Genomic DNA, 14,385 nt, shown 5'->3' with positions numbered 1-14,385 from the left:
GGTCACGATGCGGAGTAGACCACGGCGGCCGGAAGCGGTCAACTCACCGTCACCATACGGACCGCGGTGACGGTGAGTGGCCGGCCGGCGCCTCAGCGGGCGCCCGCCTCGGCGCGGGCACCGGCGGACGCCGTCCCGCCCACGGTGGCCTCGGCCGCGGTGTACAGGTCGGCGGGGCGCACCCCGCTCAGCGCGGTGACCAGGTGCCCGTCCGGGCGTACCAGGAGCACGGTGTGCGGGGCCGCGCCCGGGTAGCTCTCGGCGACCAGCAGTTCGGCGCGGTGCGGCAGCGCGGTGACCGCGGCGGCCAGCCGGGGCATGATCCCGGCGCCCACCCAGTGCCGGCGCTCCCACACCACCGTGCCCGGCGCCACCAGCACCACCAGCAGGACGCCGCGGCCCAGCAGGTCCCGCAGCGGCACGAACGAGCCGTCCTCCGCCGTCACCACCACGTCCGCGACCGGTGCCCCCACGGGCGTGTCGACCGGGGCCTCCGTGTCGAAGCGCGGGGGCGCGAGCGGCGAGTCGGCGTACGCCCCCGGCGCGCCCAGTGCTCCGCGCCCCAGGTGGCCGTCCATGAGGGACGCGTCGTGTCCGCGCGCCGCGCCGGGCACGTAGGACCGCAGCCCGCCGCCCCCGCGCAGCACCGGCAGCAACTGGTCGGCGGCGCGCAGCCGGGAGGCGACGATCGCCCGCCGCTCCGTCTGGTAGCTGTCGAGCAGCGCCTCGTGCGGGCCGTGGTGCCACGCCAGACCCAGCTTCCAGGCGAGGTTGCCGGCGTCCCGCAGCCCCTCGTCCAGCCCCTGCGTGCCGAACGCGCCCAGCAGGTGCGCCGCGTCCCCCGCGAGGAAGACGCGCCCCGCGCGCCAGCGGCGGGCCACCCGGTGGTGGACCGTGTGGACACCGGTGTCCACGAGGTCGTAGGCCGGCGAGGCCTCGCCGGTCCAGCCGGTGAGGGTCTCGCGGATACGGGCGATCAGCAGTTCGGGGGTGACCAGGTCCTTGCCGGGCGGCAGCAGCCAGTCGAGGCGCCAGACGCCGTCCGGCAGCGGACGCGCGGTGATCTCCCCGGCCGAAGGGCCGGACGTCCGCCACGGCGGGTTCCGGTGGAGGAACGCTTCCTCGGGCCGGGGGAGCGCGGTGCGCAGCGCGGCCACGGCGTAGCGCTCGACGGCGGTGCGGCCGGGGAAGCGGATGTCCTGGAGTTTGCGCACGGTCGAGCGCGGCCCGTCGCAGCCGACGAGGTAGCTGCCGCGCCACCAGGTTCCGGTCGTGCCACGGGTGTGGGCGCTCACGCCCGCCGTCTCCTGCTCCACCGCGTCGAGCCTGCTGTCGGTGGCCAGTTCGATCAGCGGCTCATGGGCCACGGCGGCGCGCAGGGCCCCGGTCAGGTCGTGCTGGGCGATGTGCAGCGGCGCGGGATCGGCCTCGCCGAAGGCGATCTCGCCGGTCACCTGCTTGCGCCGCATCGACCACCATCCGGACCAGCGCACCCCGACCTGGCCGAGCGGCACCCCGGCCAGCCGCTCCACGAAGGCGGCGGTGTCCTCGCGCAGGACGACGGTGCGCGCGGCGCGTACCGCCTGAGTGCCCGGGGTCTCGTCGAGTACGACGGACGGCACCTGCTGCCGCGCCAGCGCCAGGGCGAGCGCGAGCCCGACGGGCCCCGCTCCGACGACGATCACCGGATCCACGGCGCGGCGCCCCCTGCCCGCGGCGGTGTCCTGACGGACAGACGTGAACAAACGGTCGGAGCAGGGTGCACGATCACAGAACGTATGCAACCCACTGCCGCTGCTTGCGTCAAGTGACGGGGGCAGCGGTGATCACTCCGCTGCCCCCGTGTGCCGCACGCCGCATGACCGTCCGTCAGGCGGCGACCCCTGTCGACTCCGCGCTCGAGACCGCCGCCGGCGGGAGCACCGTCCCGGTGGACTTCTTGGCGCGCCGCAGCCGGCGCTCCAGCCAGCTCGCGAAGCTGGTGAGGCTGAAGTTGAGCACGATGTAGATGACGGCGACGACGGTGAAGCTGGCGATGGTGTTCGCGCCGTAGTAGGAACTCATCGGGGAGACGGACGCCAGCAGTTCGGGGAAGGTGAGGATCGCGCCGCCCAGCGCGGTGTCCTTCACGATCACCACGAGCTGGCTCACGATCGCCGGAAGCATCGCGGTGACCGCCTGCGGCAGCAGGATCGACGTCATGACCTGGGTCTTGCGCAGACCGATGGCCTGACCGGCCTCCGCCTGCCCCTTGGGCAGGGACAGGATGCCCGCCCGGACGATCTCCGCGAGGACCGAGGCGTTGTAGAGCACCAGGCCGGTGACGACGGCGTAGAGCGGCCGGTCGTCCGAGCTGACGTTCGTGTACTGGGCGAACAGCGCGTTCCCGAAGATCATCAGGATCAGCACCGGGATGGCACGGAAGAACTCCACGATCACGGCGGCCGGCGTCCGGACCCAGGCGTGGTCGGAGAGGCGCGCGATACCGAAGACAGCGCCCAGCGGCAGCGCGATGACCATCGACAGGGCGGCGGCGATCAGCGTGTTCTTCAGACCCGGCAGGATGTACGTGGTCCATGCCTCGCCACCGGAGAAGAACGGCTTCCACTTCTCCCAGTCCAGCTGCCCCTTGTCGCTCAGGCCCTGGTAGACCCACCACAGGAGCGCCGCCAGGGCGAGAACGAACACGATCGAGTAGACGACGTTGCGCCGTTTGGCCCTGGGCCCCTGCGCGTCGTACAGCACCGAGCCGCTCATCGCTTCACCGCCACCTTCTTGCTCACCCAGCCGAGGATCAGACCGGTCGGCAGCGTCAGGCACACGAAGCCGAACGCGAACACCGCGGAGATCAGCAGCAGCTGTGCCTCGTTCTCGATCATTTCCTTCATCAGCAGGGCCGCCTCGGCCACACCGATCGCCGCGGCCACCGTGGTGTTCTTGGTGAGCGCGATCAGGACGTTGGTGAGCGGGCCGACGACCGAACGGAACGCCTGCGGCAGGATCACCAGCGTCAGCACCTGGGTGAAGTTCAGCCCGAGGGCGCGGGCCGCCTCCGCCTGGCCGACCGGCACCGTGTTGATGCCGGAGCGGATCGCCTCGCAGACGAACGCCGAGGTGTAGGCGATCAGTCCGAGCACGGCCAGCCGGAAGTTGATGGTGTCGAAGTTCTCCGAGCCGAGGCGGACGCCGAGGGTCTGGTTCAGGCCCAGTGAAGTGAAGAGGATGATCACCGTCAGCGGGATGTTCCGCACGATGTTGACGTACGCGGTGCCGAAGCCGCGCATGAGCGGCACCGGACCGACGCGCATGGCGGCCAGCAGGGTGCCCCAGACCAGGGAACCGACGGCCGAGAGCAGGGTGAGCTGCACCGTCACCCAGAAGGCCCCCAGCAGGTCGTAGCCTTCAAGAAAGTCGAACACGATCTCCCGCGCTTCCGCGTGTGGTGGGCCCCGGCGTGCCGCCCCTGGGGGAGCGGCACGCCCGGCGGGCGCTGACTCAGCTCTTGACGTCGCCGATCTTCGGCGCCTGCTCGTACTGGTAGTTCGCCGGGCCGAAGTTGGCCTTCACGGCCTTCTCCCAGGAACCGTCCGAGACCATGTCCGTCAGCGCCTTGTTGATCTTGGCCTTGAGGTCGCTGCCCTTCTTGACGCCGATGCCGTAGTTCTCGTTGGTCATCTTGAGGCCGCCCAGCTTGAACTTGCCCTTGAACTGGGCCTGGGAGGCGTAACCGGCGAGGATCGAGTCGTCCGTGGTCAGCGCGTCGATCGCCTTGTTCTGGAGACCGTTCAGGCAGGCCGAGTACGTCGGGTACTTCAGCAGGTTCGCCTTCGGCGCCAGCTTGTCCTTGACGTTCTGCGCCGACGTCGAACCGGTGACCGAACAGAGCTTCTTGCTGTTCAGGTCGCCCGCCGACTTGATCGAGGCGTCGTCGGCGCGGACGAGGACGTCCTGGTGGGCGAGCAGGTACGGGCCGGCGAAGTCGACCTTCTTCTCGCGCTCCGGGGTGATCGAGTAGGTGGCGGCGATGAACTCCACGTCACCGCGGGCCAGCATCGTCTCGCGGTCGGCGCTCTTCGACTCCTTCCACTCGATCTGGTCCTCGTTGTAACCGAGCTTCTTGGCGACGTACTTGGCCACGTCCACGTCGAAGCCGGAGTAGCCCTGCGGCGTCTTCTGGCCGAGACCGGGCTGGTCGTACTTGATGCCGATGGCGATCTTCTTGCCGCCACCGGAGGATCCGCCGTCCTTCTTGTCCGAACCGCACGCCGTCGCCGAGACGGCGAGGGCGAGCACGACGGCCGAGGCGGCGGTGACCTTGCGGAGCTTCATGCTGAACTTCCTTTGCTGAAAGGCTCAAGGACCCGGTGCGGAGCCGGGCCCCCGCTCGGGGGTGTCGGCGCCGCGGGGGCACAAACGAGAGGCCGGCACGGGTGCCGGAGCGAGCGGCTGACGGGCACCGGCGGGGTGAGCGGACCGGGCGTGCCGGACGGGCAGGGCAAGACCGGCAGGCGCGGTGGTCGGGGCGGTCAGGGGTGCGTGCGGTCCGCGGGCGGTGCGTCCATCGGCGGGCGCCTCCCCCCCCGAGGACGCGCCTTGGTCCGCCGGTGTGCGGGCCGCGGGCGGCGCGGGCCGTCAGTGGTGCAGGATCTTCGACAGGAAGTCCTTGGCCCGGTCGCTGCGCGGATTGCTGAAGAACTGGTCGGGCGCAGCCTGCTCGATGATCCGGCCGTCCGCCATGAAGACCACCCGGTTGGCAGCCGATCGGGCGAATCCCATCTCATGGGTGACGACGATCATCGTCATGCCGTCCCGGGCGAGCTGCTGCATGACCTCCAGGACCTCGTTGATCATCTCGGGGTCCAGCGCGGAGGTCGGCTCGTCGAACAGCATGACCTTCGGCTCCATCGCCAGCGCCCGCGCGATCGCCACGCGCTGCTGCTGGCCGCCGGAGAGCTGCGCCGGGTACTTGTCCGCCTGCGCGCCCACGCCGACCCGGTCGAGCAGGGTCCGGGCCCGCTCCTCGGCCGCCTGCTTGTCCGTGCGGCGGACCTTGACCTGGCCCAGCGTCACGTTCTCCAGGACGGTCTTGTGCGCGAAGAGGTTGAAGGACTGGAAGACCATGCCGACGTCGGCACGCAGCCGGGCCAGTTCCTTGCCCTCGGGGGGCAGCGGGCGGCCGTCGATCGTGATCGTGCCGGAGTCGATGGTCTCCAGACGGTTGATGGTGCGGCACAGGGTGGACTTCCCGGACCCGGAGGGCCCGATGACCACGACGACCTCGCCGCGGGAGATCGTCAGCTCGATGTCCTGGAGCACGTGCAACGCGCCGAAGTGCTTGTTGACGCTCTTCAGGACGACCAGATCGCCGGTCGAGGCCACGTCTTCCTTGGCCACCGATACTTCGGTCATCGCTTTCAGGCTCCGTCCTCATCGGTTTCGGAGGACAGTAGCCATGCCGCGCGACCAGCGTCATTACATCTGAGGTACATCTGAGCATCACGATCCGATAGCGATCGGACACGCGTCGTAGTACGTCGCCCCGGAGCGCGTACCGGCTGGATAACGACAGCGGGCGCGCAACCGGCAGCCTCTTGACGACGTCCTCGTCCATCGGCGTGACTGCCATCGTGCATCCACGCGCGCGTGCACACCGCTTCGCTGCGCCCGACGTATGACGACATGACGATGAACGGGAGGGGCCCGGGTTGAGACTGCTCCTGGTCGAGGACGACAACCACGTCGCCGCCGCACTGTCCGCGATCCTGGCCCGGCACGGTTTCGACGTCACCCACGCCCGCAGCGGCGAGGAGGCACTGCAGGCACTCGTCCCCGAGGGGGACTGCTTCAGCGTGGTCCTGCTCGACCTCGGCCTGCCCGACCAGGACGGCTTCGAGGTCTGCGGCAAGATCCGCAAGCGCACCGGCACCCCGGTGATCATGGTCACCGCCCGGTCCGACGTCCGCTCCCGCATCCACGGCCTCAACCTCGGCGCCGACGACTACGTCGTCAAGCCGTACGACACCGGCGAACTGCTCGCTCGCATCCACGCCGTCAGCCGCCGCACCGTCCACGAGGACCCGGGCGGGGCGGGCGAGAGCGCCCTGCGGCTCGGCCAGGTCCGCATCGAACTGCCCACCCGGCAGGTGAGCGTGGCCGGGACGGCCGTCCAGCTGACCCGCAAGGAGTTCGACCTGCTCGCGCTGCTCGCCCAGCGCCCCGGAGTGGTCTTCCGGCGCGAACAGATCATCAGCGAGGTGTGGCGCACCAGCTGGGAGGGGACCGGGCGCACTCTGGAGGTCCACGTCGCCTCCCTGCGTTCCAAACTGCGGATGCCGGCCCTCATCGAGACCGTTCGCGGCGTCGGCTACCGCCTCGTCGCGCCGGCCGGGTAGCGGGCACGGGTGCGCACACGACTGCTGCCGCTGCTGATCGTCCTGATGGCAGCGGTGCTGCTCGCCCTCGGCTTCCCGCTCGCCGTCAGCCTGGCCGCCGGAGAACAGCAGAAGGCCGTCGTCGACCGCATCGACGACACGGCACGCTTCGCCGCCCTCGCCCAGTTCGTCACCGACCCGCCCACCGGCTCCCGCCGCACCGTCCCCGACGAGCGCCTGGAGACGCTCAGACGCGAACTCGCCAGCTACCACGAGGTCTACGGCATCCGGGCCGGCGTCTTCTACCGCACCGGGACGCCCATGGCCAGTGCGCCGGCCGACTGGGCCCTGCCCGCCGAGGGCGAGGTCCGCGCGGCCTTCGACGAGGCCGAGCTGAGCCGCCGCAGCCACGACCCCGAGCAGGTCTGGCCCTGGCAGCGGCACTGGCTCGTCGTGGCCTCGCCCGTCATCCGGGACGGTGACGTCGTCGCGGTCGTCGTCACCGACTCGCCGACCGGGCAGACGCGCGCGCGGACCCTGCGGGACTGGCTGATCCTCGGCGCGGGCGAGACCGTCGCCATGCTGGTCGCGGTGGGCGCGGCCCTGCGGCTGACCGGCTGGGTGCTTCGGCCCGTACGGGTGCTCGACGCCACCACGCACGACATCGCCACCGGACGGCTCAAGTCCCGGGTGGCGGTGGCCGGCGGACCGCCGGAACTCAGGAGGCTGGCCCGGTCGTTCAACGAGATGGCGGGCAACGTCGAGGACGTCCTGGAACAGCAGCGCGCCTTCGTCGCCGACGCCTCCCACCAACTGCGCAACCCGCTCGCCGCGCTCCTGCTGCGCATCGAACTGCTCGCCCTCGAACTGCCCGAGGGCAACGAGGAGATCGCCTCGGTCCGCACCGAGGGCAAGCGGCTCGCCCAGGTCCTGGACGACCTGCTGGACCTGGCGCTCGCCGAGCACGCCGAAGCCGACCTCCAGCTCATCGACATCGGGGAGCTGACCGAGGAGCGGGTGGCCGCCTGGTCGCCGGCCGCCGAGGCCGAGGGGGTGCGGCTGGTGGGGGAGTGCCCGGCCACCACGGCCTGGGCCGACCCGGTCGCGCTGTCGTCCGCGCTGGACGCGCTGATCGACAACGCGGTGAAGTTCACGCCGGAGGGCGAGCGCGTCGAGGTGACCGTCTCCGGGGGCGGTGACACCTCCACGGTCGTGGTCGCGGACCACGGCCCCGGCCTCACCGACGAGGAACTGGCCCGCGTCGGCGACCGGTTCTGGCGCAGCGGCCGCCACCAGAACATCAAGGGCTCCGGGCTCGGCCTGTCCATCTCGCGCGCGCTGCTCGCGGCGGGCGGCGGCTCCCTCGCGTACGCGGCCCACCGCGCCGAGGAGCCGCGCGGGCTGAGGGTGACGGTGACCGTCCCCAGGACGGACCCCCGCCCACGACCGCGCATCGGCCTGCCGGGGGACTGAGGGGGCCGTGGGCGTACCGGGGGTGGGGTCTGGCGGTCCCGCGGCGCGCCGGGAGGGGGCCGAGGGCGCGTGGGCGTGCCGGGGCGAAGGTCTGTTGGGGCTGCGGGCGTGCCCGGAGCGGGGTCTGTCAGGCCGCGGGCGTACCGGGGCGGGGACCCGAGGGGCCGCGGGCGTACCAGGACGGGGCCCGGGCATCACCCTCGGCCCCGCCACGGCGAGGGCCCGACGGTTCGTGGGCGTGCCGGAACGGACGCCTTGCGGTCCGAGTGTGTGCCGGGGTGATGGCCTGGCGGTCCGAGTGTGTGCCGGGGCGGCGGTCTCAGGGTTTGACGGACCGGTAGTAGCGCCGGGCCCCCTCGTGCAGGACCAGCGGGTCGGTGTAGATCGCGGTGCGCAGGTCGACCAGCTGGGCGGAGTGGACGTGGGCGCCGATCTCGTCGCGGCTCTTGATGACGGCCCGGGTCAGCCACTCGGTGAGCCGCGGATCCACGTCCTCGCGGGTCATGAGCAGGTTGGACACGGCGATGGTCGGCACCGTCGAGCCGTCCTGCACCGCCGGATACGCCGACTCCGGCATGTTGGTCGCGCGGTAGTAGCGCGTGGCGCCGCCCTCGGCGTGCAGCCGGGCCACCAGGCCGGCGTCGATCGGCACGAACCGGAAGGCGAACTTCGAGGCGAGCTGCGTGAGCCCGTCCGTGGGCAGCCCGCCCGACCAGAAGAACGCGTCGATCGCGTGCGTACGCAGCCGGCCCGGCCCGGTGTCGATACCGTCGGCCATGGGCCGGATGCCCGTGTGCGGGTCGATACCGGCGGCCTTGAGCACCCGCTCCGCGATCAGCCGGACTCCCGACTCCGGCGGCCCGACCGCCACCCGCCTGCCCCGCAGGTCGGCCACCGAGCGGATCGGCGAGTCACGCGCCACGACGAGCTGCACGTAGTCGTCGTAGAGGCGGGCGACGCCGCGCAGCCCGGCCGCGCCCGGGCCGTGGTCCAGGACGTACGTCTCCACCGCGTCGGCCGCGGCGATCGTGAAGTCGGCCTTGCGGGTCGCCACACGGCTGACGTTCTCCTGCGAACCGTCGCTGGTCAGCAACCGCACCTTCAGGTCCGGCATGTCCTTGGCGAACGCGGTGCGCAACCGCACGCCGTACTCGTGGTAGACGCCGCGCGTGGTCCCCGTACTGAGGGCGATCGTCCCCGTCGGCGGGCTCTCCCTCCACGGCAGGAGCCACCACAGCAGCAGTCCGAGGACCACGGCGCCGACGGTCGCGCCCTGCAGAGCACGGCGTCTGCCGACGGAGGGGAACAGCTTGGACATGCGCGCGATCCTGCCAGCCGGGTGCGGAGCTGACCAGGCCCGTGTGCCGGGCCGGGGCCCGAGAAGACGGCTGGTGGGCCCTCCGGGGGCGGGGAGGACGGCTGCGGGGACTCGGGGGCGGGGAGGGCGGCTGGTGGAACTCCGGGGGGAGCCGGGCGGCACGGCCTTCGGACGGGTGCGGTCGCGGTCGCGGCCGGTCCGGCTGTCAGAGGCGAAGGTTAAAGTCGCCGCATGAGTACCTCGCCCGCCGACCTCGTCCGTCAGTTCCACCAGGCCTTCGGGCTCGACGTCCGCAGCACACCGGCCCAGGTGTCGCCCGAACTGGCGGAACACCGGGGCGAACTGCTCGCCGAGGAGGCGGCCGAGGTGGCGGAGGTCTCGGTCGACGGCCCGCTCGACCGGCTGGCGCACGAACTGGCCGACGTGGTGTACGTGGCCTACGGCACGGCGCTGGTGCACGGCATCGACCTCGACGAGGTGATCGCGGAGATCCACCGCTCGAACATGACCAAGCTCGGCCCCGACGGCCGGATCGCCCGCCGCGCCGACGGCAAGGTGCTCAAGGGGGACCACTACGAGGCCCCGGACGTGGCGGCGGTGCTGCGCCGCCAGGGCTGGGAACCCGAGTCCGCCTGACCTGTTCCGGCACTGCGCCGGCGGACCGAGCCGACTCGGCACGCCCGGCCGCCCCAGCGCACCGGTCCGACCCCAGCGCACCGGCCCGGCTCAGCGCACCGGCCCAGACAGCTCCGCCACCGGATCGCCGGTCCGTCGTGCGGTACGCCGGGGCGGTCTGCGCCGTGCGCACCGCACGCCCAGGACCAGTGCGAGCCCGCACAGGGCGACCACGTCCCTGAACGCCCGCCGCGTCGACGCCTCCAGGTGCGGGAACGCGAACTCCGGCACCTGCGGAACCAGCGCGGCCCACAACCACGGCGAGCGCGTCACGGACCCGGCCTCGAACGCCCCGGCGACCAGCAGCGGCACGACCACCACCAGATAGTGCTCGTAGGACGGCCGCGACACCAGGTACGACGCCAGCATGAGCATGGCGGCCGTGTCCGCGAGCCGCGCCGGACCGGGGTCCGCGCGCCGCCAGCGCCGCCAGGCGCACACCACGCCGGCCGCGGCCGCCGCGAGCGCCACCACCTCGGCGAGGGCCGGCGGCACCCCGAGCCGGGGCAGCACCGCGGGCAGCGAGCAGTCGAACGGTCGCATCAGGGCGTCACCGCCCCTGAGCAGGAACGGCAGGGTGCGGGTGAAGAAGCCGCCCGGGTCCGGCATGACCAGCGCCATTCCCACGGACAGCGCCAGCGGCAGCGTCACCATCCAGGTCAGCGCCCGCCACTGCCGGGCCAGGACCAGCAGGACGGCGACGGGCACGAGCAGCGGCTTGACCGCCACGGACAGGCCCAGGACCAGCCCGGCAACGCCCCAGCGCCCGCGGTCGGCCAGCAGCAGCGCCAGCGGCAGCGCCAGGACACTGACGGCGGTCCAGTTGCCGAGGTCGACCAGGTGACCGACCGGAGCCCAGCACAGCACCAGGCCGAGCAGCCCCAGCACCGCGAACCGGCTCCGCGCCGGAACCCGGAACAGCCGCACGGCACACCACCAGCCGGCCACGACCAGCCCGACGCAGACCACGGGCGCGGCGACCCTCAGTACGCCCGCGGGCAGCGCCGCCTGACCCGCGGCGAAGAGCACGGCGCTGGGCAGGTACAGGAAGCGCCGGTCGGCGTACGGGGCACCGCCGTGCAGCCACACCTGCCCGGCCCGGACGACGAAGGCGTTGTCCATGCCCCCCTGGGCGTGCACGACCGCCACGTGTGCCGCGCGGGCCACCAGGACCGTGGCGAGGAGGGCGACCCAGGCCGCCCCGGCCGGACGCAGCAGCCACCCCCGCAGCGCGGCGGCCGGGACCGCGTCCGGGGCGGAGGACCGCAGGACGTCACGAAGCTGCATCACACGTACCTGTCCGGGAGGGGCTGCCGTGAGCGGGAAGCACCGCTATGAGCTGATCCGCCCCATTCTGGTCCCGCGGCGCCCGGCCCGGAGCCAACGACCGGTCGTGTCGCGGCCCCCGTGGCCGCGCCGCGCGCCCCGGTGACTCGGCCGTCCGGGTGCACTTCCGCGAGCGCCTACCCTTATGGGCATGAGCAGCATCGACCGGAGCCGAGAAGTGGGCGTCACGCGCAGCTACGAAATCCGCACCTACGGGTGCCAGATGAACGTCCACGACTCCGAGCGGCTGGCCGGGCTGCTCGAGGACGCGGGTTACGTGCGGGCCCCGGAGGGGGCGGACGGTGACGCGGACGTCGTCGTCTTCAACACCTGCGCCGTCCGGGAGAACGCCGACAACCGGCTCTACGGCAACCTCGGCCGCCTCGCGCCGAAGAAGACCCAGCGGCCCGGGATGCAGATCGCGGTCGGCGGCTGCCTGGCGCAGAAGGACCGCGACACCATCGTGAAGAAGGCGCCCTGGGTGGACGTCGTCTTCGGCACGCACAACATCGGCAAGCTGCCCGTCCTGCTGGAGCGCGCCCGCGTCCAGGAGGAGGCGCAGGTCGAGATCGCCGAGTCCCTGGAGGCGTTCCCCTCCACGCTGCCGACGCGGCGCGAGAGCGCGTACGCGGCCTGGGTGTCCATCTCGGTCGGCTGCAACAACACGTGTACCTTCTGCATCGTCCCGGCGCTGCGCGGCAAGGAGAAGGACCGCCGTCCCGGCGACATCCTCGCCGAGGTCGAGACGCTGGTCGGCGAGGGCGTCTCCGAGATCACGCTGCTCGGCCAGAACGTCAACGCCTACGGCTCCGACATCGGCGACCGCGAGGCGTTCGGCAAGCTGCTGCGGGCCTGCGGGACGATCGACGGCCTGGAGCGCGTCCGCTTCACCTCCCCGCACCCGCGTGACTTCACCGACGACGTCATCGCCGCCATGGCCGAGACGCCGAACGTCATGCCGCAGCTGCACATGCCGCTCCAGTCCGGCTCCGACACGGTCCTGAAGGCGATGCGCCGCTCCTACCGCCAGGAGCGCTACCTCGGCATCATCGAGAAGGTGCGCGCCGCCATTCCGCACGCGGCGATCACCACCGACATCATCGTGGGCTTCCCCGGCGAGACCGAGGAGGACTTCGAGCAGACGCTGCACGTCGTGCGCGAGGCGCGGTTCGCGCAGGCGTTCACCTTCCAGTACTCCAAGCGGCCCGGGACCCCGGCCGCAGAGATGGACGACCAGATCCCCAAGGAGGTCGTCCAGGCACGCTACGAGCGGCTGGTCGCCCTCCAGGAGGAGATCTCCTGGGAGGAGAACAAGAAGCAGGTCGGCCGCACGCTGGAGCTGATGGTCGCCGAGGGCGAGGGCCGCAAGGACGGCGCCACGCACCGCCTGTCCGGCCGCGCCCCCGACAACCGGCTGGTCCACTTCACCAAGCCGGACCAGGACGTCCGCCCCGGCGACGTGGTCACGGTCGAGGTCACCTACGCCGCGCCGCACCACCTCCTCGCCGAGGGTCCGGTGCTCGGCGTGCGGCGCACGCGCGCGGGAGACGCCTGGGAGAAGCGCACGACGGAGGCGGCGGCCAAGCCGGCGGGCGTGATGCTGGGGCTGCCGAAGATCGGCGTACCGGAGCCGCTTCCGGTCGCGGCGACCAGTGGCTGCGGCTGCGACTGACCCCTCGCGTGCACTCCGCCGGGCAATCCCTCGCCTGGCCGCCTGACGCCTGACGCCTGGCGCTTGCCGCCTGCTGTCGGACGCCGGGTGTCCGGTGTGCATGCCGGTCGCCGGTCGCCGCGGCGTCGGCCGTTCCTGCCGGCCGCTCGGCGCCGGCCGCCCCTCGTGCGGGAGCAGGTCGCCGGTCGTGCACGCGGGGTGGGAGGAGGGCAGTCCGGCGGTCGTCGTTCCGCGTTACGCTGCCGATCATGCTTGTCGCCGCCGCAGTCTGCCCCTGCCCGCCCCTCCTCGTGCCCGCGGTCGCCGAGGGAGCCGCGCCCGAACTGGACGCCGCGCGCGCCGCGTGCGCGGACGCCCTAGGGGTGCTCGCCGCCGCACGGCCGGACCGGCTGGTGGTCGTGGGTCCTGCCGAGCAGTCCGGGCGCGGCCCGCACCCGCAGGGCGCCCGGGGCTCGTTCCACGGTTTCGGCGTGGACCTGGACGTACGGCTGGGCAGTGACACGGGCAGCGCACCCGAGCGCGCGCTGCCGACCTCGCTCGCCGTCGCCGCGTGGCTGCTGGAGCGGACCGGCTGGTCCGGCACCCCCGTCGAGGGGCTGGGCGTCGGCGAGCCGCTGGCTACGGAACGGTGCGTGGCGGCCGGGCGGGACATCGCCTCGCGCCCGGAGCGGGTGGCCATGCTGGTGATGGGCGACGGCAGTGCCTGCCGGTCGCTGAAGGCGCCGGGGTACCTCGACGAACGGGCCGAGCCCTTCGACGCGGAGGCCGCCCGGGCACTCGGCGCGGCGGACGTGGCGGCCCTCATCGCGCTCGACGTGGAACTGGCCTACGAACTCAAGGCGTCTGGCCGTGCCCCCTGGCAGGTGCTCGCGGGCGCGGCCGAGGGCACGGGCCTCTCCGGGGCGCTCCTCTACGACGAGGCGCCGTACGGCGTGGGCTATCTGGTGGCCGCCTGGTCCTGAGCGACCGGCACCGGCCCCGAGGGTGAGCGGCGGCGAGCGGCGCGCGACGGGCGGAGGGGCAGGCGGCGAGCGGTGGCCGGCGGGCAGAGGACGGCGGACGACGGGCGGCCGGGAGGCGCTTCGCTCCGGGCCGCCCGCCCTCGGTCACCGACCGCACGTCGTCGGTCACCCACCGTCTCCAGCTGCTCAGGACACGGGCGGTGGCCCTTGCGGTGGCTCCTGGGGTGCCGCCCGCCCGGTGGTGCCGCCCGGCGCCGGACCGGAGTCGGCCGGACCGCCCGTTCCCGAACCACCCGGTGCCGGCCCCGGCGCCGCCCGCGTCCCGGCGGCCTCGCCCGGGCCGGCGCCGCCGGGGCCGGCCGTGCCCGGGTGGGCGAGCCGGTCCATGGCCTCCTTGGCCTTGCCCGTGCCCGCGTGGATCTTGTTGCTGTACTTGCCCTTGGTCTTCTCGTCGACCACCCTCGCGGCCTTGTCGAGCCCGTGCTCGATCGAGCCCCCGTGCCGCTGCGCGAGGTCCGACACCTTGTCCCTGGCCGGGCCGAGCCTGGCCCTGACGTTGTCCAGCAGACCCATGGTTCACCTTCCCTG

General features: G+C 72.7%; 13 protein-coding genes. 5 read left to right on the top strand and 8 right to left on the bottom strand.

Translation table 11 applies throughout. The features are described from left to right. Positions 1 to 92 precede the first annotated feature (92 nt). The 5 genes from ACFC02_RS15700 to ACFC02_RS15680 all read right to left on the bottom strand — a co-directional run bounded on the left by ACFC02_RS15700 (position 93) and on the right by ACFC02_RS15680 (position 5,409). Positions 93 to 1,694 carry an FAD-dependent monooxygenase gene (locus ACFC02_RS15700; RefSeq protein ID WP_376356818.1) on the bottom strand — a complete coding sequence of 534 codons (1,602 nt, stop codon included), beginning with the start codon at positions 1,692 to 1,694 and terminating at the stop codon, positions 93 to 95. 175 nt (positions 1,695 to 1,869) lie between these two features. Continuing rightward, positions 1,870 to 2,757: an amino acid ABC transporter permease gene (locus tag ACFC02_RS15695; protein ID WP_376356816.1), complete on the bottom strand. Its 888-nt coding sequence runs from the start codon at positions 2,755 to 2,757 to the stop codon at positions 1,870 to 1,872. Next, the gene (locus tag ACFC02_RS15690; protein WP_360963403.1) at positions 2,754 to 3,419 is read right to left on the bottom strand and encodes an amino acid ABC transporter permease; all 666 of its coding nucleotides are present in this window, start codon (positions 3,417 to 3,419) and stop codon (positions 2,754 to 2,756) included. Before ACFC02_RS15690 ends, ACFC02_RS15695 begins: the two co-directional genes overlap by 4 nt. A gap of 76 nt (positions 3,420 to 3,495) precedes the next feature. Continuing rightward, positions 3,496 to 4,329 carry a glutamate ABC transporter substrate-binding protein gene (locus ACFC02_RS15685; protein ID WP_376356813.1) on the bottom strand — a complete coding sequence of 278 codons (834 nt, stop codon included), beginning with the start codon at positions 4,327 to 4,329 and terminating at the stop codon, positions 3,496 to 3,498. Between the two features lie 303 nt (positions 4,330 to 4,632). Next, positions 4,633 to 5,409, bottom strand: a complete 777-nt coding sequence (locus ACFC02_RS15680; protein ID WP_376356811.1) for an amino acid ABC transporter ATP-binding protein — start codon at positions 5,407 to 5,409, stop codon at positions 4,633 to 4,635. Between the two features lie 296 nt (positions 5,410 to 5,705). Here ACFC02_RS15680 and ACFC02_RS15675 point away from each other — a divergent pair, with 296 nt between their 5' ends. Together ACFC02_RS15675 and ACFC02_RS15670 are read left to right on the top strand one after the other, a co-directional pair. Continuing rightward, complete coding sequence (locus ACFC02_RS15675; RefSeq protein ID WP_376356809.1) at positions 5,706 to 6,392, top strand: response regulator transcription factor; 687 nt, start codon at positions 5,706 to 5,708, stop codon at positions 6,390 to 6,392. 9 nt (positions 6,393 to 6,401) lie between these two features. Beyond that, positions 6,402 to 7,844 (top strand): ATP-binding protein, encoded by a 1,443-nt coding sequence (locus ACFC02_RS15670; protein WP_376356807.1) that lies wholly within the window; start codon positions 6,402 to 6,404, stop codon positions 7,842 to 7,844. Between the two features lie 319 nt (positions 7,845 to 8,163). Here the strand turns inward: ACFC02_RS15670 and ACFC02_RS15665 are convergent, their stop codons facing one another. After that, positions 8,164 to 9,162: a TAXI family TRAP transporter solute-binding subunit gene (locus ACFC02_RS15665; RefSeq protein WP_376356805.1), complete on the bottom strand. Its 999-nt coding sequence runs from the start codon at positions 9,160 to 9,162 to the stop codon at positions 8,164 to 8,166. 231 nt (positions 9,163 to 9,393) lie between these two features. Here ACFC02_RS15665 and ACFC02_RS15660 point away from each other — a divergent pair, with 231 nt between their 5' ends. Continuing rightward, entirely contained in the window at positions 9,394 to 9,798 is a 405-nt protein-coding gene (locus ACFC02_RS15660; protein WP_376356803.1) for a MazG nucleotide pyrophosphohydrolase domain-containing protein, read from the top strand. Positions 9,799 to 9,888: 90 nt separating this feature from the next. On the opposite strand, the gene ACFC02_RS15655 is transcribed toward ACFC02_RS15660, so the two are convergent. Next, positions 9,889 to 11,124: a glycosyltransferase family 87 protein gene (locus tag ACFC02_RS15655; protein ID WP_376356801.1), complete on the bottom strand. Its 1,236-nt coding sequence runs from the start codon at positions 11,122 to 11,124 to the stop codon at positions 9,889 to 9,891. 190 nt (positions 11,125 to 11,314) lie between these two features. Here ACFC02_RS15655 and miaB point away from each other — a divergent pair, with 190 nt between their 5' ends. Together miaB and ACFC02_RS15645 are read left to right on the top strand one after the other, a co-directional pair. After that, positions 11,315 to 12,835, top strand: coding sequence for a tRNA (N6-isopentenyl adenosine(37)-C2)-methylthiotransferase MiaB (gene miaB, locus ACFC02_RS15650; RefSeq protein ID WP_376356799.1), 1,521 nt, complete (start codon positions 11,315 to 11,317; stop codon positions 12,833 to 12,835). Positions 12,836 to 13,083: 248 nt separating this feature from the next. Beyond that, positions 13,084 to 13,797: a class III extradiol dioxygenase subunit B-like domain-containing protein gene (locus ACFC02_RS15645; protein ID WP_376356797.1), complete on the top strand. Its 714-nt coding sequence runs from the start codon at positions 13,084 to 13,086 to the stop codon at positions 13,795 to 13,797. Between the two features lie 186 nt (positions 13,798 to 13,983). Here the strand turns inward: ACFC02_RS15645 and ACFC02_RS15640 are convergent, their stop codons facing one another. After that, a complete protein-coding gene (locus ACFC02_RS15640; protein ID WP_376356795.1) occupies positions 13,984 to 14,370 on the bottom strand; it encodes an antitoxin in 387 nt (128 codons plus the stop codon). Positions 14,371 to 14,385: the final 15 nt, after the last annotated feature.

This window comes from Streptomyces sp. NPDC056160 (assembly GCF_042268205.1).
Lineage (GTDB): Bacteria > Actinomycetota > Actinomycetes > Streptomycetales > Streptomycetaceae > Streptomyces.
Note: the sequence above shows the minus strand (reverse complement) of the source record. Positions and strands in the feature narration are given on the sequence as shown.